This window comes from Sphingobacterium hotanense (assembly GCF_008274825.1).
GTDB lineage: Bacteria > Bacteroidota > Bacteroidia > Sphingobacteriales > Sphingobacteriaceae > Sphingobacterium > Sphingobacterium hotanense.
Window position 1 is genome coordinate 2,806,836 of record NZ_CP030848.1, and the last position, 20,601, is coordinate 2,827,436.

The following is a 20,601-nucleotide window of genomic DNA, read 5'->3' on the forward strand; positions in this document are numbered from 1 at the left end:
AAAGAAGGAGCTTAAACCAAAAGGAAGATAATTTTATTGAAATGATTACTTTAACAACTCCTGCAAAAATAACAGGGTATGGTTCCACGCTCTTTTTGCCATAATCTCGTTATAATCTGGAGACTCTGGATTTGTGAAGGTATGCTTTGAATTGGCGTAAGTAATGATTTGCCAATCTGCTTTCCCCTCGTTCATTTCATTTACGAGCTGTTCAATGTCCTCTTTTTTAACACTTGCATCATCTGCAGGATGTTCTACAAGTACTTTGGCCTTTATCGCTTCATTAGGTCGATCCGCGGCTTTCGCTAGCCCACCATGTATGCAGACCACGCCTTCTACCGGCAGTCCCCCTCGTGCAGCTTCCAATGCACCCGTACCACCAAAACAATAACCAATAACGGCTACCTTGTCGGCTCCTTGCTTCTTCATTTCCGTCAGTGCTGCTTGAATGCGACTTTGGTAAAGCTTAAAATCATTTTTGTACTTTGATGATAAACCCGACGCCGCCTGATTGTCCGCAGGTGTATTCCCTACTCCATATATATCGGCAATAAAGGCTATATAGCCCTGCTTTTCCAAGTCAAGCGCCGCTGTCTTCGCTTCCTGGTCGATGCCCTTCCAAGCGGGTAGGATCAGTACTCCAGGTTTCGTACTGCCTGCGTTGGAAGTAACCATCCCCTTCAGCTTCTGTTCGCCATCTTTGTAATCCACGGATTTCAGTTCCTGCGCATTTCCGCCCATGCTGCTTAGCATGCCGAATAAACATAATATCGTTGCGTACTTCATATATACTGTTTTTAGCGTATTTAATTCATTACTACTTTTTTAGAAACATTTTTAACGGCTCAATAAACCGATCGAAGACTTCGATGTGCGGTAAGTGCCCTACATTTTTCAATTCCACAAGTACGGATCCTTTTATTTTCGATTGTGTCATTTTGCCTAAGATTTGATATTGCCCTAGGGAAGCTTTTATTTTTTCATCTTTAACTAAGTTTTTCCCAATAGCAGTTCTATCTCGCGTCCCGATGATCAATAAAGTTGGAACCTCTAACCGATCAAATTCATAAACAACAGGTTGTGTAAAGATCATATCAGCCGTTTGTGCATTATTATAGGCAACGCGAGGATAGTCGGGATGCTTTACCCAGCCCGTCAATAAGTAAACCCATTCATCGTAGCTCTCTTTCCATTTATTATCGTAGTAAAAACCTAGCTGATAATCTTTAACAGTTTCATAAGTCACCTTAAGTTCTGCCGCATAATGCTTGTCAATTGACGTATATGGTGCATAAAGTTTCCAATCTTCTAGGCCGATTGGGTTTTCCAAGATGAGCTTTTCCACCAAATCAGGATACATTAACGCGAATCGAGTAGCCAGCATTCCACCCATCGAATGTCCTAAAAGGGATACTTTTTCTATTTTAAGATGATCCAGCAAGGCCTTCGTATTTTCTGCGAGCTGTTGAAAAGTAAATTGATAACGTTCAGGCTTTGCAGACTTTCCGAAACCGATTTGATCGGGAGCAATTACGCGGTATCCATCCTCGGTCAAAGCTTTAATCGTTGTCTTCCAGTAAGCAGCATTAAAGTTTTTCCCGTGTAGAAGTACTACAATTTTACCTTTGGAGTTTCCCTCTGGCGGCACATCCATGTAAGCCATTGGGAGTTCCTGCTGTTGCGAAGAGATCAACAACTCTTTAACCGGATAGGGATATTCATAGGTGCTCAATCGGATATCCAATACCTTTCGATGCTCTTGAGCAGCAAGCCACGTGAAGTTCAGGCAGCATATTAATGTCAAACAATAGCCTATATATCGCATGCTTTATTAGCTTTAGATCTTTTCCTTAATTATTCTGTTTCCGCAAATACTCGATTACCGCCATGACATCCTGTTCCCCAAAACCTTTATCATGCGCTCCTTGATATGTTTTCATTAGGGTATCGGTCATCGGATAGTCTGCGCCCGCATTGACCGCTAATTTCACGTCCTTCAACATAAAGTCTAAGGCGAATGCCGCCGGAAATTCATTGTTTACCAGCAATGGTGTTTTTACTCGACTGGCACCACTCCCACTCGCACTTTCATTTATTATTCGCATCATGTCGTCCGCTGCAATTCCCATCTTCTCTGCAAAAAGCACGGTTTCTGCCATACCCTGATACAAAATCGATAGATAATAGTTGATGCAAAGCTTAGCTGCAATACCTTTCCCATTATCGCCTAGGTGGAGCGTTTCTCTGCCCATGACGTCTAGGTATGGTTTCACCTTCAATAGATATCCGTTGGCACTCCCCACCATAAATATCAATGTTCCATCTTTCGCCGGTTGAGTACTGCCCGCTACCGGCGCATCAACAAAGCCTGCTCCGCTGCCAGCAAGCAATTTCGCAACCTCCGTCGAGCATTCCTGAGAGATGGTACTCATATCGACAAAAAGCTTCCCTTCAATAGGCAGTTGTAATACCGTTTCATAAACCGCATGCACCGCATCATCATTGCTCAGCATCGTGAAAATAATATCGCTTTCTGAAACGAGTCGCGAGATATCTGTGCATACCTGCGATTTTGCAGCAAAGTCGGCTGCCTTCTCTGGGCTCCTGTTATAAACTGATAATGGGAACCCTGCATTTTCAAGGTTCTTAGCCATGGGATGGCCCATGTTTCCTAATCCAATAAATCCGATTCGTTCTGTTTGGTTCATAATCCTAAGTTACGCTTTTGGAACCGGAGCATGCGCAGCAATAAGATTTTCTTTTTTCAGGTCATCCCAGAATGCTTTAGGGATCTCCTTCTTAAAAGCAGCTACATTCTCCTGAACTTGCTCTACTGTATGTGCTCCAGGGATTACCGCAGAAACCACATCCGGAGCTGCGGAAAATTGCAGCGAAGCCGCCAATAGATCTACCTCATGGCGTTGAGCAACGGTTTTCAATCGTTCTAATTTTTTAGCAGCAAACTCCGGAATCTCTTTGCCATAGAGGTAGCGGTTTTTCCCTGCTAAAAATCCTGCACACAAAGGAGCTCCAACGACAATGGACATATTTCGTTCGGCTACCTTCGGAAAAACCTTATCCAGATCGTCGATATGATGGATCAAAGAATATTGGCATGCCGAGAGAAAAATATCAGGGTCCGAATCGTCGATGGCTCGAAGTATGGGCTCAATGGTATTAACGCCAAATCCCCAAGCTTTTATCAGCCCCTCCTCTCGCATTTTGGTCAATTCTTTCATTGCTCCCTCCTTCGCGATGTCATAATATTTAACCCAATCATCACCCATATCCGCATTGTCGGGAGATAAGTCATGGATAAATACGATATCGATGGTAGGAAGGCCTAATCTCTGCAGGCTATCCTCAACACTTTTACGGGTGCCTTCTGACGAATAATCGTAGGTATAATCAAAATTCATACGGCCATTCCACATCAACCCTTCTTGTTTAAAGTTATCGTGGGGTTTTAATATCCGCCCTATCTTAGTCGAAACAATATAGTCTTCCTTAGGCTTGTCTTTTAAGAACATACCCATCCTGCGCTCGCTGATTCCCAAACCATACCAAGGTGATGTATCGAAATAGCGAACACCAGCATCCCATGCTGCGCTCATACTTTCCAAACATTCAATATCTGGATTCTCCTGAAACCCATTGCCAATAGCGACACCGCCCATTCCAATCTTATCTTTCGGTCTGAATTTTCCCATGAAATTTTCTTTTTGATTATGTTGATTTTGTTCATAGATATCAGCAAAGGCACTCGCTCTGCCTATAGTCGCCAACGACATCGCTAGCAAACTACCCTGTTGAATAAATGTTCTTCTTTGCATAAAAATCTTGAACTGTCTATATAAACAACAGTTTGAAACATTTTTTGTTGGCGCTATTGAATAGTGTGTTGAACCAGGAAAGGAAGGATACAAGGATCGGCAGGATCTCACACCATCGGTCTAACTACTAAATACTTACTACTAAATACTATTCTGAACCAGGAAAGGAAGGATACAAGGATGTGCAGGATCCTGTTTCTCCTAAAATCCTTTTTTTCCTGGTTCAAGACAACCACGTTAAACACCTTATGTCTCTTATCTTTTATCTAATTTCTGCCTCGAGTGGGATCTAGAACAACTTTTACTATTAGAATAATTACATCCCTTTCATAACCAAATCATAGCCCATCGGAAGCGGCTTTGATACGGTTATTAAAGGGGAGTGAAAGGGTTATGAAAGGGCTTTAAGCAAAAGAAGGTCAGTCGCGCTACTGACGAAGATATACCCGATCCTGCCAATCCTTAAATCCTTCCTTTCCTGGTTCAGAAATAGTAGTTAGTAGTAAGTATTTAGTACTTAGACCCATAGCGGAAGATCCCGCCAATCCTTAAATCCTTCCTTTCCTGGTTCAAAGACAACACGTCGATCCTTAACCCTTTCCTATCCTGTTCAAAATGATCCTGCCTATCCTTGCATCCTTCCTTTCCTGGTTCAAGACAAAATTATCACCTTCCCCTTCCTAATTCAAAGCCCAGTCAGTCTCTCTACTTTTTGTACTTGTCGTGTAGGCCTTTTCCGTCTAATATGAGGGGTTTTATTTTTTCTAATCGAGCAAGTTTGGTTTTCTCTTGCTTGGCTTCATCGATATGTTCGATGTATTCCTTTTGTTTGCCGGGTGTTAGCTTTTTGAACGCCAGATCAAAGGTAGAATCGCTTTCCAAAGCTTCTTTTAATAGACCTTCAATTGCTTTTGGAGCGCTTTTCTCTGCCTTGATCTCTTTTCCATCTTTGATGGTTTGTATGGATTCGTTGATATAAGCGAGGATTTTTTTCTCATCCATATCCTTCACATCGGTAAATCGCCACTGTCGGAGCGCCTTGGTTTTACCTTCAGAGGCATTGATCAGTACCTTCTCCTTGTCTTCCAAGAATACTCCATTGTAGAACCAAAGAGAGAAGAAGTCCTTAAAGGCGCCCCAACCAATCAGATTTTTCTTTTGGAACGTGTAGATATCGGTTCCCCATTTGAATTCTTTTGTCAAAGGTTCCGTAGTCTTCACGATCAATTGATGCATCAATTCAATACATTCTCCCCAACGCTCGTTGTTCTTTTGCCAATTAGGTACTTTTTTATCTTTCAACTTTTCGGCATTGAAATCAACCATCGCTTTGATTAAATCATTGGGTAATGGCTTATCTAGAGGCAGTTGAACAGCTCCTTTGGAGGTCTTATAGCCGGATAGTAATGGAGAAAATTCTTCGATAGCTTCTGTGCCTGGGTAGAGTCCTAAGTGGTTTTTGAATAGCGCAAAATGGATTAAATTTCCATTATAACGAAAGGTAGGCATACCGTAGTTTATCGTTTCGGTAGTCCCTTCAGGTGCATGCTTCAAAATTAGCTGTCGTAATTCATTCAGCAGCGGCTGCTTATCGGCATCTACTGATTGTATATACTCTTCGATAGTTGAAATTGACTTGCTCATAAGATATCGGATTATTCTGGGCGCATAAAGTCGAAAGCACCTTTACGAAGGTTTATTCCGTATTCTAAACTCGCCTTTAAACAGGCTAGGAAATTCGCCCAACCTTCTGATTGTCCGATTGCCTGCTTAATTCCTTCTTCATCGTTATTCATCGAACCCTCTACAACGCGAACAACAGTCGACCCGTCGGGTAATGATTGAAGATGCATTTCTACTAACATACCTTCCGCACCGCCACTCCAATCAAAGGATATATATCTATCCTTTTCGATATGCTTCGCTGTTACCGGAAAGGTATCTTCAAACTCTGGAAATTTCCAGGTCACTGTCTTACCATTTTCTAATGGTCCGGTCGAACTTTCAATAAAATATTTACTCATACCCTCTGGTTTTACAATTGCTTCAAAGACTTCGTGTGCAGGCTTTTGAATTTGTATAGAGGCTTTTGCTGTTAGTGCGTTTTCCATAAAGTAATATTATTAGGCTTTTTTATGACATGCGTATTCCTACACAAATGAAGAAATAATTTATGATTAACAAAATCATTATCTAAAAATATTCGTTTAGGTAATACAAGCTGCCCTGCTTTTTTGCAATTTAGCAAGAGCAATTCGCAGCACTAACTAAAAAGATGAAAGCTCGATAACGGCAAATGATATTCTTGTCATAGGGCAAGCGGATATCGTGCAGAGAGCGATAACTTCGTATAAACAAAAACTAAAAATTATGAGCAGCAAAAAGATTCATATCGAAACCTTGGTCAATGCCCCTATTCAACAAGTTTGGGATGCATATAATAATCCTGACGACATTAAACAGTGGAACCAGGCGTCGCCGGATTGGCATTGTCCATCTTCGGAAAACGATTTAAGAGTTGGTGGTAAATTCAAGAATAAAATGGCTGCGAAAGATGGCAGCTTCGAATTTGATTTTGAAGGAACTTATACCGAAGTAACGCCCTTAAATTCTATCTCCTATGTGATGGCGGATGAGCGAACCGCAGACCTTAAGTTTACAGAGCAGGGCGATAATACACTTATCAGTGTTGATTTCGACGCTGAGAATATGAACCCTGAAGAAATGCAAAGAGAAGGCTGGCAAGCTATCCTGGATAGTTTTAAAAATCACGTAGAAAAGTAGTTTATTAAAGACACTTCGATGAAAGACAATGAATACAAACTGGGACAAATTGTTTGGGCGGACTATACGTCTGAACATGCAGATAGCCTCAAAGAGTTCTATAAAGAAGTTGCTGGATGGAAGGAACATCCGATAAAAATGCAAGATGAGAACGGCGAATACCATGACTATGCGATGCTTCGAGAAGAAAATGAAGTAGCAGGAGGAATTTGTTATAAGCGAGGCGTAAATAGTGCTATCCCTTCGCAATGGATTATGTATATCTATGCGCCAGATGTCGACGAACGACTGGAAAAAGTGTTGTCATTAGGAGGCAAATTAATCCATTCGAATAAAGGAAAAGACGGCAAGTACAATTTTATTATCGTTGAAGACCCCGCAGGTGCCGTTTTTGGCATCGGCAGAATGCAATAAACCATGAAGACATTATATTTCAAAGAAACGATTGATGCATCGCCAAGTAAGGTGCACAATCTAATGCTCTCTAAGAAGAGCTATGAGGAGTGGACAAAGCCCTTCTCACCGACCTCCACTTTTCAGGGGGATTGGAGTTCAGGATCGAAGATATTTTTTGTATCAACGGATGAGGATAAAAAGGATATGGGGATGATTGCTCGCGTGGAAACAAATATACCGGGTGAGATTGTAATCATTCGGCATATCGGAATTCTATCAGATCAGGGAGAACTTTATGAGGGTGAACATGTGGACCCTTGGAAAAACTCGTTAGAAATCTATCGTTTTAAAGCCGTAGGCAATCAAACCGAAGTTTTATGTTCCCTGGAAGTGGACAATGACGAATATGAGGAAATGTTTGCCGCGATGTGGCCAAATGCAATGAAAGTTTTAAAAGACATCTGCGAACGAAGCTAGTATGGAAACCCTAAAAACAAGTTTTACCGACGAGGATGTAGCATCTTTCATCGAAAGTGTTGACAATGAACAGAAGAGAAAAGACAGCTATGCGCTGATTTCGCTAATGGAAAAAGCCACCGGAGAGAAAGCCAAAATGTTCGGGCCTACGATCGTTGGCTTTGGTCAATATCATTATAAGTATGATTCTGGGCATGAGGGAGATGCTCCATTGTTAGGCTTTTCTCCTAGAAAAGCAGCCATTTCTTTGTATGTCTATACTGGTGGCAAACGTCAAGATGAGCTATTGAAATCTTTCGGAAAATACAAGATGGGTAAGGCCTGTATTTACGTTAAAAAGCTGAGCGATATAGACGTGGAGGTTTTAGAAGACCTGATGAAAGATTCCATTCAGTTTACCAGTGAAAAATACCAGCGAGTAAAAAGTTAAATCTGGTTTTCCTGTTGACATATGGTTGTCATGAGCCACTCCTAAATTTGAGTATCAACAATAAACTTATTCCAAGCATGATGCATAGCACGAACTACTACAACAGTCTGATTACCGTAGCGGAGGACTGTAAAGTCGATCAAGGTACTATTCCTAAGGAAAATCCAGACAAACTTACCGTAGCGAACTATCATTTTCAGATGATCAATGCTGAGCCCTTAGCCTTGGATTCGGATGAGGTAATTTTTAATACGCATGCCATTCGGAAGGATATCGTAGCTGCGGAACGTGAGAAAGAACGGGATGCTTTTTTCTCCAAAGGTCAAGCATGCTTACGCACGAGCCCATTGGCAAAAACCTATGGTTGGGGCATCTATTTTAATGAAGAAGGAAAAATGGAACTTATTGATTCGATAGGTGATGAATACCAAAAACTACTTGACGATGAGTCAATTAAGAAGATACCAGCCATGCGAAGTACGAAAAAGTAAAAACTTGTCATAGGCCAAGTTGATTTGAATATTTCCTCTCTAACTTAGTTCTGTTAATTGATTATACATCGATAATGAATGCTTGGAGAGCATCAGAAAATCTGAAATAAAAGCATTCAAAATCACGTAAACTAAAATGTTATGGAAAATTCAAAAGATTATCAGTTCCATATTGATCAGGCTAACAACACTTTGCTTATCAAGCGAACCTACCCTGCGAAATTAGAGACTGTTTGGCGCGCATTTACTGATGCAAAAATACTCGATCAATGGTGGGCCCCTAAGCCATGGAAATCGGAAACTAAGTCGCAGGAGTTTGAAGAAGGCGGCAAATGGCTTTATGCCATGGTAGGGCCAGAAGGCGACAAAATGTGGTCAGTCGCCGAATATCAGCAGATTACTCCACAGATTAGCTACAAAGTATTAGATGCGTTCTCTGATGAGAATGGAAATATCAGTAATGAACACCCTACATCGACCTGGGAAACGAAGTTTACCTCCATGGGAGATCAAACCGAAGTAACCAACGTTATTACGTTTAAAAGCTCCGAAGACCTGCACGCTATACTAGATATGGGCTTCAAAGAAGGGTATGAAATGGGACAACAAAATTTAATCGACTGGTTGGATGAGAACCCAGATATCGCTACTTAACAACAAAAACATCAATTAAAACATATTAACAACACTTAACAAGAAAGATTATGGCAAAGATTCATGCTTATTTAAATTTTGATGGTACCTGCAAAGAAGCGTTTGATTTCTATTCGCAGGTATTCAGTTCTCCTGTTACAGGAACGTATTTTTATGACGATATGCCTTCGGAGCCAGGTTCGCCAGAACTTCCGGAAAGCGCAAAAGGAAAAGTAATGCATACTTCATTAGCTTTGAACGACACGACGATGTTGATGGGATCTGATGTAGTTGAAGGTTTTGGAATGAAACTTAACAATGGGAATGCGACTTATATTATGCTTGATGCAAAAGATGCTGAGGAAGCAAGAACCCTACATCAGGCGCTATCCAAAGACGCTAAAGTAATGGAGATGGAATTGGGTGAGACATTCTTTGCAGAGCAATTTTCTTCTTTCGAGGATAAATTCGGTATTTACTGGATGATCCATTTCGAAGGGAATAAGAAAATGGGCTAATACCTATTAAATCATAAAAAGTGCGATATCGTTTAGATTGATATCGCATTTTTCAATCTTATTAAATCTACAAAATGATGCAGCAGCCACAGTTTCAACCGGGGAAGAATATGGCGATGAAAGTGTCTTTAGCGAAGTATCATGAAACGGTACATTTTTACCGGGATATATTGCTTTTAGATGTGGAGGAGGTCGAACTTAACCATCCTCAGGTTGCCAAAACCTGCAAGGTGAAAATTAACGATATGATCCTTTGGATCGATGGCATTGAGAATCTTTCGCAAACAGATCTTTGGTTTGAGATGGAGACAGATTCAATTCAGGCAGCGATGGAATATCTTTCAGCCAATAATGTGGAGAAAGATGATAGTCTAGAACAATTACCCCCGAATGCACATTGGATTAAAGACCCTGTAGGCAACATTATTTTGTTGAGACAAAAAGCCTGAGAGCGATTACTTCCTCCCTACCTATTGGAAAAATAGCAATAAAACAATAAACCTCGTGGTTCTCCAAGAAATCATACTACTTAATCAATTTTATAGAAAAATTAAAAGTGCGATCATGAAAAATCAGCTAATACCTTCACTTTGGTTTGACAATAACGCGTTGGAAGCTTTTGAATATTACGCAGAAGTTTTCCCAAATAGTACTGTTTACAAGAATAGCCCCATTGTTGTTGAAGGCGCCATTATGGGAATCGACTTCATCGGAATTAACGGTGGACCCCATTTTAAACCCAACAATGCAATTTCCTTTATGCATGTTCTACAGGATCGTGAGACTATTGATCGGATTTGGGGACGTCTTAGCGAAGGGGGCACTGTATTGATGGCGCTTGATTCTTATCCATGGAGTGAGTATTACGGCTGGATAACCGATAAATACGGCATTGGCTGGCAGTTATATCTGGGTAAATTGGAAGATGTGAATGGGCAGGCGGTAATTCCAACTTTGATGTTCTGTGGAGAGCAGCAAGGAAAATGTGCTGAGGCGTTAGCATTTTATAAAAATGTCTTCAAAAACTTCGAACAACAGGGTGCTCGCCCCTATCCGGATGGCGAGGTAAAAGGGCAGATTATGCACGCTCAATTTATTGCCAACGGGTTGACGCTTGCTGCGATGGATAGTGGATACCCGCAAGATTTCACGTTCAATGAGGCTGTTTCAATCACTATTACCTGCAAGGATCAGGAAGAGATCGATTACTACTGGAACGCCTTTACGAAGGACGGGAAAGAAAGCCAATGCGGTTGGTGTAAAGATCCTTTTGGAGTATCATGGCAGATCGTACCGGAAAACATCAGCAAACTTTTGGAAGCTAACCCGAGTGCAGGTGCGGCATTGATGAAGATGAAGAAGATTGTAATCGATGAGTTAGTGAATGCTAATTAAAGATATCAATGTTAAAATAAAGCCCATCAAGCGGTATTGCTTGATGGGCTTTCTAATTTTATAAGTAATTATAATTATTTGGACTAATATGGAAGATAACCACATTTAAGATCGACAACTTTATAGGTTGCTTCCTTTTCGATATTTAGAGGCTGTGAACCACTAATTCCGTAGGTATAAACCGAACCTTTGAATTCGCTGCTTGAGTTAGGATTGAAAGTAGCAATGACGATATGAACCAAAATCTGAACCCGTCATATACTTTAAGCCAACAGCATTAGTGTTTCTGGGATTCGCTTTCTTCCTAAATAAGAAAACAACTATCGAGCATTTTCTCTCAAATCAGTAGCAAAGAACAATTTCTCCAATTTTTGCTATATTTATACAATAACAGCACTAATTGAAACTATGAAAAGACACTTGCTATCCAGCTTAGCCATCGCACTATTGGTTTCATCATGCAATAATTCAGGTCAGGAAAACACGAATGATCGCGATACGACCATCGTTATTCAGGACACCATCATTGATACTACTGCGAATACCCAAAGCTTAGATATAACTAACATACAAATATCAACTGCCGATATTGGGGATTTTCCGTTCTTTACTGCTCCTGAAGGGAGTGAGTATATCAACAACCCGAAAGCAAAAGCCTTCGATGCCCTGCTGATCGCTATGCCTGACGGCACTTTACAATCCAAGGAAGGGAAAGTGTACCGTTCATTCATACATCCACTAAAGAACTCCACAGTGGAAATCACAAACCATTACCTCAACAAAAGCTATGAGGACGCGATATTAAAAGCCGGAGGAGTGAAACTATTTGAGGGAAAGCTTTCTGCAGATCAAATAAAGCATTACGACGAAAAAGCCAAATACAAGGGTGAAGACGGATCAATGGATGTCTATAACAACCCCATTAAATCGTACATCATTCGTCGTGCAGAAGGAGATATTTACATTCAATTAGAGGACAAATCAGCAGACGCTACGACTATCCAGATCTTACAGGAAAAGCCATTGGTACAAACCATTCAAAAGATCAGTTCCGAATCAATTGCTAAGGATATCGCTGCTAAAGGTAAATCGATCTTGTATATTAATTTCGACACAGATAAGGCAAGCTTAAAAGCCGACGGCATTGAAGTTGTTGACGAAATAGCGAAAGTGCTCAAATCAGAAGCAGATCTGAAATTAACGATTGAGGGGCACACCGATAATACAGGTGATGCGGCGCACAACAAAAAGCTTTCTGAAGATAGAGCTAAGTCTGTCGTGTCGGCGTTAGAGAAAGCCGGAATCGATAAAACTCGGTTGAAAGCGGTTGGATATGGTGCTGAACGTCCGTTGGTAGCAAACGACTCGGACGAGAACAAAGCAAAAAACAGACGTGTCGAGCTTGTCAAACAATAAAACGTACGTAACATGAACACATTCGTCATCTTTCTTCGTGCGGTCAACGTGTCGGGGAAAAACTTGATCAAAATGGCCGAATTGAAGGATGTCTTGGCGAATGCTTCGTTTACAAACGTACAAACCTATATACAGAGTGGTAACATCATTCTGAACAGTTCTTTAAGCGCTGCAGCGACGGAAAAAGAAGTTGCTAGCTTAATCAAAAAGCAGTTCAACCATGATGTTACTACCTTTGTCTTAACCGAAGAACAGCTAAAAAATGCGCTAAAAAGTAGCCCCTTCGCAACTGACCTTCCCGGAAATCAAGTATTTATAACATTTCTCTCAGATCCTATCGAAAAATCACTTCGCGACGAAATCAATGTGCTAAAATACCTTCCCGAAGAATTTCATTGCGATGATCAAGTTGTATATTTCTATCTGCCAGATGGTGCAGCGAATGCGAAACTGAGCAATAACTTTTTTGAAAAGAAGCTAAAAATAAATGCGACCGGACGCAATGTAAATACCGTAAAGAAGATGCTAGACCTTCTGGCCGCCTCCAAAAACTAAAACCAAAACAATTAATTATGAAATTTTTAAAGTATTTCCTATTTATCATCCTAGGAATTGTAGCGCTGGTCCTACTACTCGGCCTTATCCTACCGAAAGATTTTCACGCTGGAAGTGAAATCGTCATCAACAAACCGCGCCAAGAAGTGTTTGATTATGTAAAGTACATTAAGAATCAGCACAAATTTGACGCTTGGTCCCGAAAAGATCCGAATATCACACAAGCTTATGAAGGCAATGACGGAACCGTCGGGTTTATCTACACATGGGAAAGCAAAAAGGTTGGTGATGGAAAACAAGTCATAACCCATATCGAGGACGGGAAAAAGGTAGCCATGGATTTGTTCTTTAACGGCTCAGATGATGCCAACAAATCGTATATGCTTGTCGAGGAAGCAGGACAGGATCAAAGCAAAATTTCCTGGGTTATTGATGGATCAATGCCTTATCCTTGGAACGTCATGACCTTATTCTTTGATATGAATGATGACTTTAAAACTGGATTGACCAATTTGAAAGAAATTTTAGAAAAACAATAGACTCATGAAAATTACAGTTCCTAAAGATTGCGATAATGCGCCTAAGCGACGTATTATAAGAGATTTCAACTTGGCATTTGCACATGCCGATTTAGAAGCAATAGCTGAATATGTTCACCAAGATGCCGTTTGGAATATGGTTGGCGACAAAGAAATTGTTGGCAGGGATGCAATCATCGCATATTTAGGAACTCTTAATTATCAAAAGGCCACCGCAATCGAATTGCAAGTAATCATAACCCACGGGAAATTTGCATCTGCGATGGGAACCCTTAGCTATGGAAAGGAAACAATCGCTTTCAACGACACCTATGAATTCACATCCGCTGGAAGCAGCATCCTTAAAAAGTTCACTAGTTTCGCTATACCATTAAAATAACTTTAATCTTTCCAAAAGACAACAAGATAAATGAAAGTTTTTGATGGCCTTTGAAGACAAACACAATAAGAAAAACATAAAAAGAAAACAATCTATAGCAAATCGCTATTTTAGCTTATAAATTCTATCTATATGAGGTTACTGATCTTACTTCCGGCGTCACTCCTATTCATTGCCTGCCAATCGAATAGCAAAATGAATTCTGATAAACAAACAGATAGCATTGCACATGCAGGATACTGCTTCAACTTCTTGGAAAAATGAGGGTTGCGCCTGGCTAAAAACCAACGTAGAAAAGAATTTCACGAACGACGGCAGGGAAAATATGGAAGCTATTACCACGCCTGAATATTACGAATATAAGAGCAACGCGACCAATGTCGATCTAATCGTTGATGGAAGTTTGACAGCAGCCGAATTCGAAAAGAAATGGGGCAGTAAGTTCGACACAAAATATGCTGGCATTGGCGCAGGATTTCTGATATCAGGACAAGATTGGGGAAGTATTACCCTTTCGACATGCGACTATATGAAGGGAAATGAACAGGAAGCAACGTACAAAGTGCTGATCTCCGACTGCCAATATAATACCGACTATCATCGCGAAATCACCTTAGTGAAGGATCAGGAAAACTTTAAGATTGCCAACGTTAAGGAGTTCGATTAAGGCTTAATGCTTATCAGCGTAAGCATCACTGAGCCAACGGAATACCTCCTTACCATTCATTCCTTTTAATTGAATATCCAGAACTTTCAAAACCTGATCAAAAAAGGAACTGACCTGCATATCATCTCGATTCGTAAACAGGCTTATCGATTTTCCTTCCTCCGGTATCAATAACACGATATTGTGAAAGCCGGTGCTTTCTCCAGAATGTAATAAGCAGGTTCGACCTGCATTATTGTCTATGACAAACCATCCCAAACTGTAATCGACGTCCTTAGAAACGTTTGATGCAGTCTCTTGTCGCAATAAATCCTTTCCATAATCCGTGTTCGACATCGCCAACTGCATCACATGGGTAGCCCATATTTGATAATCTACGGCCGAACAATACACACCGCCATCCCCTTTTGTCGCACTTGTGATACTCTGATCTGCGAAGACAAAGTTCTTGTCGCGCAGCGTATAGCCGAATGCTCGATTTGCAATTCTGGCTTCTTGCTCAAATATCTGTGTATGCACCATCCCTAATGGATCGAAGATATGCGTTTTCATATAGTCAGTATAGACCTGTCCGCTCACGCGCTCCACAATCAAACTCAATAAGCAATAAGCGGTATTACTATACTTAAAACGTCTATTGTCTTCGGTAAATGCATCTGTATACGGACTAATCAATTGCAGTACATCAGCATCCGACAACTGTTCTTTTTGCTGCTCTGGGATAATATTCTCGTAATCCTTGATTCCTGATGTATGGTTCAAAAGCTCAGAAATCTTAATTGTCGCTGCCGCACCTTTGAGACTTGGAAGAAATTTACCAATCGGGTCTGTAAGTTTCATCTTCCCTTCCTTAAATAGCTGATAAATGGCGTATGCCGTAAACTGCTTACTCACCGAAGCCATCCGAAAATTGCTCGTTAAACTTAACGAACTGCTGTCCTCTAACTTGGCAACACCCTGCGCATTGGCGTAAATCGCTCCTTTACCTACATCACTGATTAACAAAACAATACCCGGATCATCTGAATTAGGATAGTAGCTCGCAATGAGCGAATCTAATTTAGCAGTTTGATCTTGCGCATGCGCGAAGAATACAAAACTGAAAATACAGACTATAAGTGAGTTCCTGAGTTTAAGCATAAACAATGCTAAGTAAATTATCTGAAAATAAAAAGATGTAGACTAAAAGCAGAATTAATCCTTCCATATTTTAATCAAAGCCTTTTCATAGCCCAATCATAGCCCTTGCGGAACGGATTTGATTGGGCTATGTATTGGGTTTACATTGGGTTTAAAAGGGTTTTGACTAGTAGCTAGTATAAGAATTAGATTTGAGACATTAGATTTTAGATATAAGAGTGTGGCGCCGATTAGGCGCCTTTATTTTTGATGTTTGATCCGTTGGTTTAGGAAAGGAATTTTGTTTTGAAATATATACGAGGTAACCATGACGAACCGCGTAGAGACGTTTCACTAAACGTCTCCTTAAACGTACGATGTCAACCTCTTCATTCATCGCCATAGCTGATCCTGACAATCCTTAAATCCTTCCTTTCCTGGTTCAAAGACAAAGGATCCTTCCTTTCCTGGTTCAAAGACAAAGGATCCTAAGCCCCCTTCCATTCTTGGCTCAAAAAAAAAAGAGCTGTCTTTTCAGACAGCTCCCTTACTTCATTTCCCACATCGCCTATTCTGTAACCGGTAAATCGACCGGTTTCATCCGTTTAAACTTTTTGTAGCGCAGTATTTCATCCGCTAACTTTGAAATCGCAAAACCTACAATCGATGCATCATCCAACCACCCTAATACCGGAATCAAATCTGGTACGGCATCCAGAGGAGATACAACATAGATAATCGTCGCCACGATGACCGACATATTCCACTTATTCATTTTATATCGACCGGCAAAGGTATCTTTGATCATCGATAGTAAAAGACCAAAATCACTGCTCTTCTCCCCTAGGTTCTGAGCTTTATCCTCGGCCAAATCGATCTCTTCTTTAGTCAGTTTACGATTTTTAAAGGTATTGAATAACAGAAGTGCTCTGTTAAAATAGTTTTTCTTCATTTGTTCTTTCGTCATTTTATCAATAAGACAGTGTTTCTAATAAACGGTTTAATAGGGATAAAAATTATTAAGAGGATTGAAATAGCGTTATTTAACAGTTTTTTAAAAATAATTTAACGTCTACACAATATCGGAAAAACTACGGCGTTATAATAGTACAAATAAGGTTATTTTTAAGATAGCAGAGATGCTAACAAAAAAAAGAAATAACTTTATAAAAAGGGGTTGTACGAAAGTATAACCCCTTGATTTTCTTTACGCTTCAGTGAATAGGCGGTTAGCCTAGTTTTTCTTGTAATAACTCTTTATCGAGGCCCTTTTCATATTTCGCGACAACTAACGTTGCTGCTCCGTTGCCGATAAGGTTGGTAATCGCACGTGCCTCACTCATAAATCGATCTATTCCTAGCACAATGCCGACCGCCTCGACCGGTATATGACCTACCACAGGCAATGTCGCAGCTAATGTTACGAAACCACTCCCTGTAACGCCTGCGGCACCCTTAGATGTTAACAAAAGCACCAATAGCAGCGTAATTTCCTGCTCTAAACTCAAATGCATATTTAAGGCCTGCGATATAAATACGGCTGCCATCGTTAGATAAATACAGGTTCCATCCAGATTAAAGGAGTATCCGGTGGGAATAACGAGCCCAACAATAGGCTTTGAGCAACCGGCATCTTCCAGCTTTTTCATGATGCCTGGAAGCGCTGATTCGGATGAAGAAGTACCTAATACAATCAGGATCTCTTCTTTGATATATTTAAGAAACTTGAAAATATTGACTCCTACGTAAAAGTGCAGCACAGCACCGATAATGAAAATGATAAAAATGATACAGGTTAAGTAAAAGCTAATCATCAGCAACCCCAGCGAGGACAAGGCTTCGACACCGTACTTGCCAATGGTAAAGCCCATCGCACCCATAGCACCAATTGGTGCTAGATACATGATGATTTTGATAACTGCAAATAGACCTTTTAAGAAGGAGTCTAAGACATTTAATACAGGCTCCGAAGCCTTCTCGCCTATCTTAGTTAGCCCTACCCCAAACAACACCGCAAACAGAAGTACTTGAAGCAAATTATCCGACGCTACAGCCGCTACGACATTATCCGGAATAATGCTGATGATAAAATCCATGGTCGTTTTATGCTCCTGCGATTTTGACACGTATTCGGAAATCGCTGTGGGGTCTAGTTCTGCCGGATTGACGTTCATACCAGTACCAGGTTGAATCCAATTGACGAAGACTAAGCCAATCAATAATGCTATGGTGGTCATAATCTCGAAATAGATAATGGCTGTAAGACCGATCTTCCCTACTTTCTTTACGTCTTTCATACCGGCGATGCCAATTACAATGGAGGCAAAAATCAGCGGTGCGATGACCATTTTGATAAGTTTGATAAAACCGTCGCCTAGAGGTTTCATCTTGACTGCGAAATCCGGATAAAAAATACCGATAAGGATACCAATGATAATAGCGAGAATGACTTGGACGTACAAGCTCGAAAAGATCTTCTTCATAAATAGCTTTTGTGGCTTAATCAATTAAGGTTTAGAATCTACAAAAGTCTAAATTTAAAGGAAAAAAGAAAGAGTATTGCAAACTAATTTGCAAATAATTTCTGGAAGAGACACGATTTCGTAGGTAAGCGCTTGAGTTATTGGTTGGAGACTGTTAGTTTATCGACATATTTGTTGAGTGATTCGCCAAGTAGATAATTCCAACCGTTTTCAAAGCGTACTTGACTGAACTGCTCTCCGGCGTCGTGGAAGTTCTCGAGGCCCTCGTGGGTCAGGTGCAGGGTCGTTGCCCCTCCGCGCGGAATTAATCGCCAAGTAATGATAGAGGTGCCTTTGCTTTGTTTTGGATGGCGCCAGGTAAACTTAAAAAGCTCATTGGGTATCACATCTAAGACCTGGCAATGATGAAGAGAATCTTCGCGCTTATTATGTCGGTAGAATTCAAATTCCCCACCGATCTCCATCGTGAAATTGGGAATCTCAAAGAACCATTCCTTCATATTGTCTTTATTAGTGATAGCTTGCCATAAATCAGTTAGGGCGATGGGATAAGTTCGTTCAATGTGAATAGTTTGCTGGCGCATAGGATCCTCCTTTGTGTTGTCTTAAATATAAGCAATAGTATCCAACAATTTATTAAGCGAAGGTTAAAGTCCTGTAAAAAAATCGTCATACAATCTTCGTCTTTCCTTCGGCTGCTAGAGCCTTCCGATTTGTAAAAAACTCCGTATCTTTGTTAGTGATGAATGTAAACAGCTTACTTGAACGCGCATTGAATTTTGAATTCCTCTCGAAAGAAGAAGGGGTTTTTCTTTATCATCATGCGCCTACGACCGATTTAGCTTACGTTGCGAATGAACTTCGAAAGATTCAAGTTCCTTCCGGCAAAGTGACTTGGCAGATCGATCGTAATGTAAACACCACCAATGTTTGTATTGCGAACTGCAAATTCTGTAATTTCTTCCGTAGACCGGGACACGATGAGAGCTATATCACGGATATAGAAACCTATAAGCAAAAAATTGAAGAGACTTTTAAATATGGTGGCGATCAGTTGTTGCTACAAGGTGGGCACCATCCTGATTTAGGTTTGGCGTTTTACACCGACTTATTTAAAAAGCTGAAAGAGCTATATCCTACATTAAAACTTCACTCCTTAGGTCCGCCAGAGATTGCTCACGTTTCTAAACTGGAAAATATGAGCCATATCGACGTGCTGACGGCAATGAAAGAAGCTGGATTAGACTCTCTACCGGGAGCCGGTGCGGAAATCTTGAATGACCGCGTTCGCCGCTTGATTTCAAAAGGGAAATGTGGTGGTCAGGAGTGGTTGGATGTGATGCGTGCAGCACATAAGATCAACCTTCCAACATCTGCAACCATGATGTTTGGACATATCGAGACGATCGAAGAACGCTTCGAGCATCTGGTATGGATCAGAGAGGTGCAGGATGAAAAACCGGAAGACCATTATGGCTTTATCGCCTTCATTCCATGGCCGTTCCAAGATGATGGCACTTTGTTGAAGCGCCTTCGCGGTATTACCAACAATGTTACTTCGGATGAATATGTACGCATGATTGCTTTGAGCCGTATCATGTTGCCTAACGTAAAGAATATACAGGCTTCTTGGTTGACCGTAGGAAAGCAAACGGCACAGCTATGTCTTCATGCCGGCGCTAATGACTTCGGTTCGATCATGATCGAGGAAAACGTTGTTTCTGCTGCTGGTGCTCCGCATAGATTTACATCGAAATCTATTCAGGATGCCATTGCAGAGGCAGGCTTTGAACCACAGCTAAGAACGCAGACTTATCAGTACCGCGAGCTGCCGGTGGATATGGAAGAACAAGTGATTAACTATTAATAGCCGCACATTGAAAGATATTCTATTAAATATTGAGGCCATCATTTTTGCGTCTACAGAGGGCATCAATCTTCATGACCTACGCTTGGTATTGCAAGAGGCTTTGGCAATAGAGATTACGAAAGAAGAGCTTGAAGAGTTTGTTGAGAAGATAAAACAAAAATATGCGTCGAATGATCAGGTTTTCGAACTTCATATCATCAATGAGCAGTATCAGTTTTTAACGAAAGCAGTCTATCATCCATCGATCAATCAATTGCAGTTGCATAAGGAGAAGAGGAAGCTTTCGCAGGCAGGTCTTGAAACCTTAGCCATCATCGCTTACCGTCAGCCGATTACAAAATTAGAAGTCGAACAGATACGTGGGGTCAACTGTGATTATACGATTCAACGCCTCTTAGACAAGGGCATGATCAGTATCGTTGGCAAAGCTGATTCCATCGGAAAACCGCTCTTATATGCCACGAGCTTTGAGTTCATGCAGCATTTTGGATTGCGAAGCACAAAAGAGCTTCCGCAGCTGAAAGACATTGTGGCTGAGGAGAATAGCATTGGTGAAATTGTTGAATAAAATTTGTAAATGTTAAAGATTATACAGTAAGAAATAATTTCAAAAAAA

26 protein-coding genes are annotated in these 20,601 nt (G+C 40.8%); 16 read left to right on the forward strand and 10 right to left on the reverse strand.

The genetic code is table 11. The annotated features are described in order from the left end of the window. Window positions 1-45: 45 nt before the first annotated feature. The 6 genes from DSM08_RS11770 to DSM08_RS11795 form a co-directional block, all read right to left on the reverse strand. A complete protein-coding gene (locus DSM08_RS11770) occupies window positions 46-786 on the reverse strand; it encodes a dienelactone hydrolase family protein (RefSeq protein WP_149526339.1) in 741 nt (246 codons plus the stop codon). Between the two features lie 31 nt (window positions 787-817). After that, window positions 818-1,825: an alpha/beta fold hydrolase gene (locus tag DSM08_RS11775; RefSeq protein ID WP_149526340.1), complete on the reverse strand. Its 1,008-nt coding sequence runs from the start codon at window positions 1,823-1,825 to the stop codon at window positions 818-820. Window positions 1,826-1,850: 25 nt separating this feature from the next. Next, entirely contained in the window at window positions 1,851-2,708 is an 858-nt protein-coding gene (locus DSM08_RS11780; protein WP_149526341.1) for an NAD(P)-dependent oxidoreductase, read from the reverse strand. A gap of 9 nt (window positions 2,709-2,717) precedes the next feature. Continuing rightward, window positions 2,718-3,833, reverse strand: coding sequence for an aldo/keto reductase (locus DSM08_RS11785; protein WP_149526342.1), 1,116 nt, complete (start codon window positions 3,831-3,833; stop codon window positions 2,718-2,720). A 705-nt stretch (window positions 3,834-4,538) separates the two neighbouring features. After that, entirely contained in the window at window positions 4,539-5,477 is a 939-nt protein-coding gene (locus DSM08_RS11790) for a DUF1801 domain-containing protein (RefSeq protein WP_223110806.1), read from the reverse strand. Window positions 5,478-5,488: 11 nt separating this feature from the next. Continuing rightward, the gene (locus tag DSM08_RS11795; RefSeq protein WP_149526343.1) at window positions 5,489-5,944 is read right to left on the reverse strand and encodes an SRPBCC domain-containing protein; all 456 of its coding nucleotides are present in this window, start codon (window positions 5,942-5,944) and stop codon (window positions 5,489-5,491) included. Between the two features lie 259 nt (window positions 5,945-6,203). Between DSM08_RS11795 and DSM08_RS11800 the strand changes: the two genes are divergently transcribed. The 14 genes from DSM08_RS11800 to DSM08_RS11865 all read left to right on the forward strand — a co-directional run bounded on the left by DSM08_RS11800 (window position 6,204) and on the right by DSM08_RS11865 (window position 14,513). Then, entirely contained in the window at window positions 6,204-6,617 is a 414-nt protein-coding gene (locus tag DSM08_RS11800; protein WP_149526344.1) for an SRPBCC family protein, read from the forward strand. An 18-nt stretch (window positions 6,618-6,635) separates the two neighbouring features. Then, window positions 6,636-7,031, forward strand: coding sequence for a VOC family protein (locus DSM08_RS11805; protein ID WP_149526345.1), 396 nt, complete (start codon window positions 6,636-6,638; stop codon window positions 7,029-7,031). A gap of 3 nt (window positions 7,032-7,034) precedes the next feature. Then, the gene (locus tag DSM08_RS11810; protein WP_149526346.1) at window positions 7,035-7,490 is read left to right on the forward strand and encodes an SRPBCC family protein; all 456 of its coding nucleotides are present in this window, start codon (window positions 7,035-7,037) and stop codon (window positions 7,488-7,490) included. Window position 7,491: 1 nt separating this feature from the next. Next, window positions 7,492-7,920 (forward strand): DUF1801 domain-containing protein, encoded by a 429-nt coding sequence (locus tag DSM08_RS11815; protein WP_149526347.1) that lies wholly within the window; start codon window positions 7,492-7,494, stop codon window positions 7,918-7,920. A gap of 77 nt (window positions 7,921-7,997) precedes the next feature. Next, window positions 7,998-8,411, forward strand: a complete 414-nt coding sequence (locus DSM08_RS11820) for a DUF6157 family protein (RefSeq protein ID WP_149526348.1) — start codon at window positions 7,998-8,000, stop codon at window positions 8,409-8,411. A 141-nt stretch (window positions 8,412-8,552) separates the two neighbouring features. Further along, entirely contained in the window at window positions 8,553-9,065 is a 513-nt protein-coding gene (locus tag DSM08_RS11825; protein ID WP_149526349.1) for an SRPBCC family protein, read from the forward strand. 50 nt (window positions 9,066-9,115) lie between these two features. Then, complete coding sequence (locus tag DSM08_RS11830) at window positions 9,116-9,562, forward strand: VOC family protein (RefSeq protein ID WP_149526350.1); 447 nt, start codon at window positions 9,116-9,118, stop codon at window positions 9,560-9,562. A 74-nt stretch (window positions 9,563-9,636) separates the two neighbouring features. Further along, window positions 9,637-10,011: a VOC family protein gene (locus tag DSM08_RS11835; protein ID WP_149526351.1), complete on the forward strand. Its 375-nt coding sequence runs from the start codon at window positions 9,637-9,639 to the stop codon at window positions 10,009-10,011. A 115-nt stretch (window positions 10,012-10,126) separates the two neighbouring features. Then, the gene (locus DSM08_RS11840; protein ID WP_149526352.1) at window positions 10,127-10,957 is read left to right on the forward strand and encodes a VOC family protein; all 831 of its coding nucleotides are present in this window, start codon (window positions 10,127-10,129) and stop codon (window positions 10,955-10,957) included. Between the two features lie 408 nt (window positions 10,958-11,365). After that, window positions 11,366-12,373: an OmpA family protein gene (locus DSM08_RS11845; protein ID WP_149526353.1), complete on the forward strand. Its 1,008-nt coding sequence runs from the start codon at window positions 11,366-11,368 to the stop codon at window positions 12,371-12,373. A gap of 12 nt (window positions 12,374-12,385) precedes the next feature. Continuing rightward, entirely contained in the window at window positions 12,386-12,928 is a 543-nt protein-coding gene (locus tag DSM08_RS11850) for a DUF1697 domain-containing protein (protein ID WP_149526354.1), read from the forward strand. A gap of 17 nt (window positions 12,929-12,945) precedes the next feature. Then, window positions 12,946-13,467, forward strand: coding sequence for an SRPBCC family protein (locus DSM08_RS11855; RefSeq protein WP_149526355.1), 522 nt, complete (start codon window positions 12,946-12,948; stop codon window positions 13,465-13,467). Between the two features lie 4 nt (window positions 13,468-13,471). Next, on the forward strand, window positions 13,472-13,846 hold the full coding sequence (locus DSM08_RS11860) for a nuclear transport factor 2 family protein (RefSeq protein ID WP_149526356.1): 375 nt from the start codon (window positions 13,472-13,474) through the stop codon (window positions 13,844-13,846). Window positions 13,847-14,075: 229 nt separating this feature from the next. Next, entirely contained in the window at window positions 14,076-14,513 is a 438-nt protein-coding gene (locus DSM08_RS11865; RefSeq protein ID WP_149526357.1) for a hypothetical protein, read from the forward strand. A gap of 3 nt (window positions 14,514-14,516) precedes the next feature. Here DSM08_RS11865 and DSM08_RS11870 read toward each other — a convergent pair whose 3' ends face one another. The 4 genes from DSM08_RS11870 to DSM08_RS11885 form a co-directional block, all read right to left on the reverse strand. Further along, complete coding sequence (locus DSM08_RS11870; RefSeq protein WP_149526358.1) at window positions 14,517-15,653, reverse strand: serine hydrolase domain-containing protein; 1,137 nt, start codon at window positions 15,651-15,653, stop codon at window positions 14,517-14,519. A 547-nt stretch (window positions 15,654-16,200) separates the two neighbouring features. After that, window positions 16,201-16,584 carry a YkvA family protein gene (locus DSM08_RS11875; RefSeq protein ID WP_223110807.1) on the reverse strand — a complete coding sequence of 128 codons (384 nt, stop codon included), beginning with the start codon at window positions 16,582-16,584 and terminating at the stop codon, window positions 16,201-16,203. A gap of 277 nt (window positions 16,585-16,861) precedes the next feature. Next, complete coding sequence (dctA, locus tag DSM08_RS11880; protein WP_149526360.1) at window positions 16,862-18,115, reverse strand: C4-dicarboxylate transporter DctA; 1,254 nt, start codon at window positions 18,113-18,115, stop codon at window positions 16,862-16,864. A gap of 137 nt (window positions 18,116-18,252) precedes the next feature. Next, a complete protein-coding gene (locus DSM08_RS11885; RefSeq protein WP_149526361.1) occupies window positions 18,253-18,699 on the reverse strand; it encodes an SRPBCC family protein in 447 nt (148 codons plus the stop codon). Window positions 18,700-18,857: 158 nt separating this feature from the next. On the opposite strand from DSM08_RS11885, the gene mqnC reads away from it, so the two are divergent. Beyond that, entirely contained in the window at window positions 18,858-19,982 is a 1,125-nt protein-coding gene (gene mqnC, locus DSM08_RS11890) for a cyclic dehypoxanthinyl futalosine synthase (protein WP_149526362.1), read from the forward strand. Between the two features lie 10 nt (window positions 19,983-19,992). Then, a complete protein-coding gene (gene scpB, locus DSM08_RS11895) occupies window positions 19,993-20,553 on the forward strand; it encodes an SMC-Scp complex subunit ScpB (RefSeq protein WP_149526363.1) in 561 nt (186 codons plus the stop codon). The last annotated feature ends 48 nt before the right edge of the window (window positions 20,554-20,601 follow it).

Excerpts from the sequence above, each read along its gene's own strand:
- DSM08_RS11790 (WP_223110806.1), bottom strand. The coding sequence starts at position 5,477 with ATGAGCAAGTCAATTTCAACTATCGAAGAGTATATACAATCAGTAGAT.
- DSM08_RS11800 (WP_149526344.1), top strand. The coding sequence starts at position 6,204 with ATGAGCAGCAAAAAGATTCATATCGAAACCTTGGTCAATGCCCCTATT.
- DSM08_RS11810 (WP_149526346.1), top strand. The coding sequence starts at position 7,035 with ATGAAGACATTATATTTCAAAGAAACGATTGATGCATCGCCAAGTAAG.
- DSM08_RS11825 (WP_149526349.1), top strand. The coding sequence starts at position 8,553 with ATGGAAAATTCAAAAGATTATCAGTTCCATATTGATCAGGCTAACAAC.
- DSM08_RS11780 (WP_149526341.1), bottom strand. The coding sequence starts at position 2,708 with ATGAACCAAACAGAACGAATCGGATTTATTGGATTAGGAAACATGGGC.
- DSM08_RS11850 (WP_149526354.1), top strand. The coding sequence starts at position 12,386 with ATGAACACATTCGTCATCTTTCTTCGTGCGGTCAACGTGTCGGGGAAA.
- DSM08_RS11855 (WP_149526355.1), top strand. The coding sequence starts at position 12,946 with ATGAAATTTTTAAAGTATTTCCTATTTATCATCCTAGGAATTGTAGCG.
- DSM08_RS11815 (WP_149526347.1), top strand. The coding sequence starts at position 7,492 with ATGGAAACCCTAAAAACAAGTTTTACCGACGAGGATGTAGCATCTTTC.
- DSM08_RS11870 (WP_149526358.1), bottom strand. The coding sequence starts at position 15,653 with ATGCTTAAACTCAGGAACTCACTTATAGTCTGTATTTTCAGTTTTGTA.
- DSM08_RS11875 (WP_223110807.1), bottom strand. The coding sequence starts at position 16,584 with ATGAAGAAAAACTATTTTAACAGAGCACTTCTGTTATTCAATACCTTT.
- DSM08_RS11830 (WP_149526350.1), top strand. The coding sequence starts at position 9,116 with ATGGCAAAGATTCATGCTTATTTAAATTTTGATGGTACCTGCAAAGAA.
- DSM08_RS11835 (WP_149526351.1), top strand. The coding sequence starts at position 9,637 with ATGATGCAGCAGCCACAGTTTCAACCGGGGAAGAATATGGCGATGAAA.
- dctA (WP_149526360.1), bottom strand. The coding sequence starts at position 18,115 with ATGAAGAAGATCTTTTCGAGCTTGTACGTCCAAGTCATTCTCGCTATT.
- DSM08_RS11775 (WP_149526340.1), bottom strand. The coding sequence starts at position 1,825 with ATGCGATATATAGGCTATTGTTTGACATTAATATGCTGCCTGAACTTC.
- DSM08_RS11840 (WP_149526352.1), top strand. The coding sequence starts at position 10,127 with ATGAAAAATCAGCTAATACCTTCACTTTGGTTTGACAATAACGCGTTG.
- DSM08_RS11785 (WP_149526342.1), bottom strand. The coding sequence starts at position 3,833 with ATGCAAAGAAGAACATTTATTCAACAGGGTAGTTTGCTAGCGATGTCG.
- DSM08_RS11795 (WP_149526343.1), bottom strand. The coding sequence starts at position 5,944 with ATGGAAAACGCACTAACAGCAAAAGCCTCTATACAAATTCAAAAGCCT.
- DSM08_RS11860 (WP_149526356.1), top strand. The coding sequence starts at position 13,472 with ATGAAAATTACAGTTCCTAAAGATTGCGATAATGCGCCTAAGCGACGT.
- DSM08_RS11865 (WP_149526357.1), top strand. The coding sequence starts at position 14,076 with ATGCAGGATACTGCTTCAACTTCTTGGAAAAATGAGGGTTGCGCCTGG.
- DSM08_RS11845 (WP_149526353.1), top strand. The coding sequence starts at position 11,366 with ATGAAAAGACACTTGCTATCCAGCTTAGCCATCGCACTATTGGTTTCA.
- mqnC (WP_149526362.1), top strand. The coding sequence starts at position 18,858 with ATGAATGTAAACAGCTTACTTGAACGCGCATTGAATTTTGAATTCCTC.
- DSM08_RS11885 (WP_149526361.1), bottom strand. The coding sequence starts at position 18,699 with ATGCGCCAGCAAACTATTCACATTGAACGAACTTATCCCATCGCCCTA.
- DSM08_RS11820 (WP_149526348.1), top strand. The coding sequence starts at position 7,998 with ATGATGCATAGCACGAACTACTACAACAGTCTGATTACCGTAGCGGAG.
- DSM08_RS11770 (WP_149526339.1), bottom strand. The coding sequence starts at position 786 with ATGAAGTACGCAACGATATTATGTTTATTCGGCATGCTAAGCAGCATG.
- DSM08_RS11805 (WP_149526345.1), top strand. The coding sequence starts at position 6,636 with ATGAAAGACAATGAATACAAACTGGGACAAATTGTTTGGGCGGACTAT.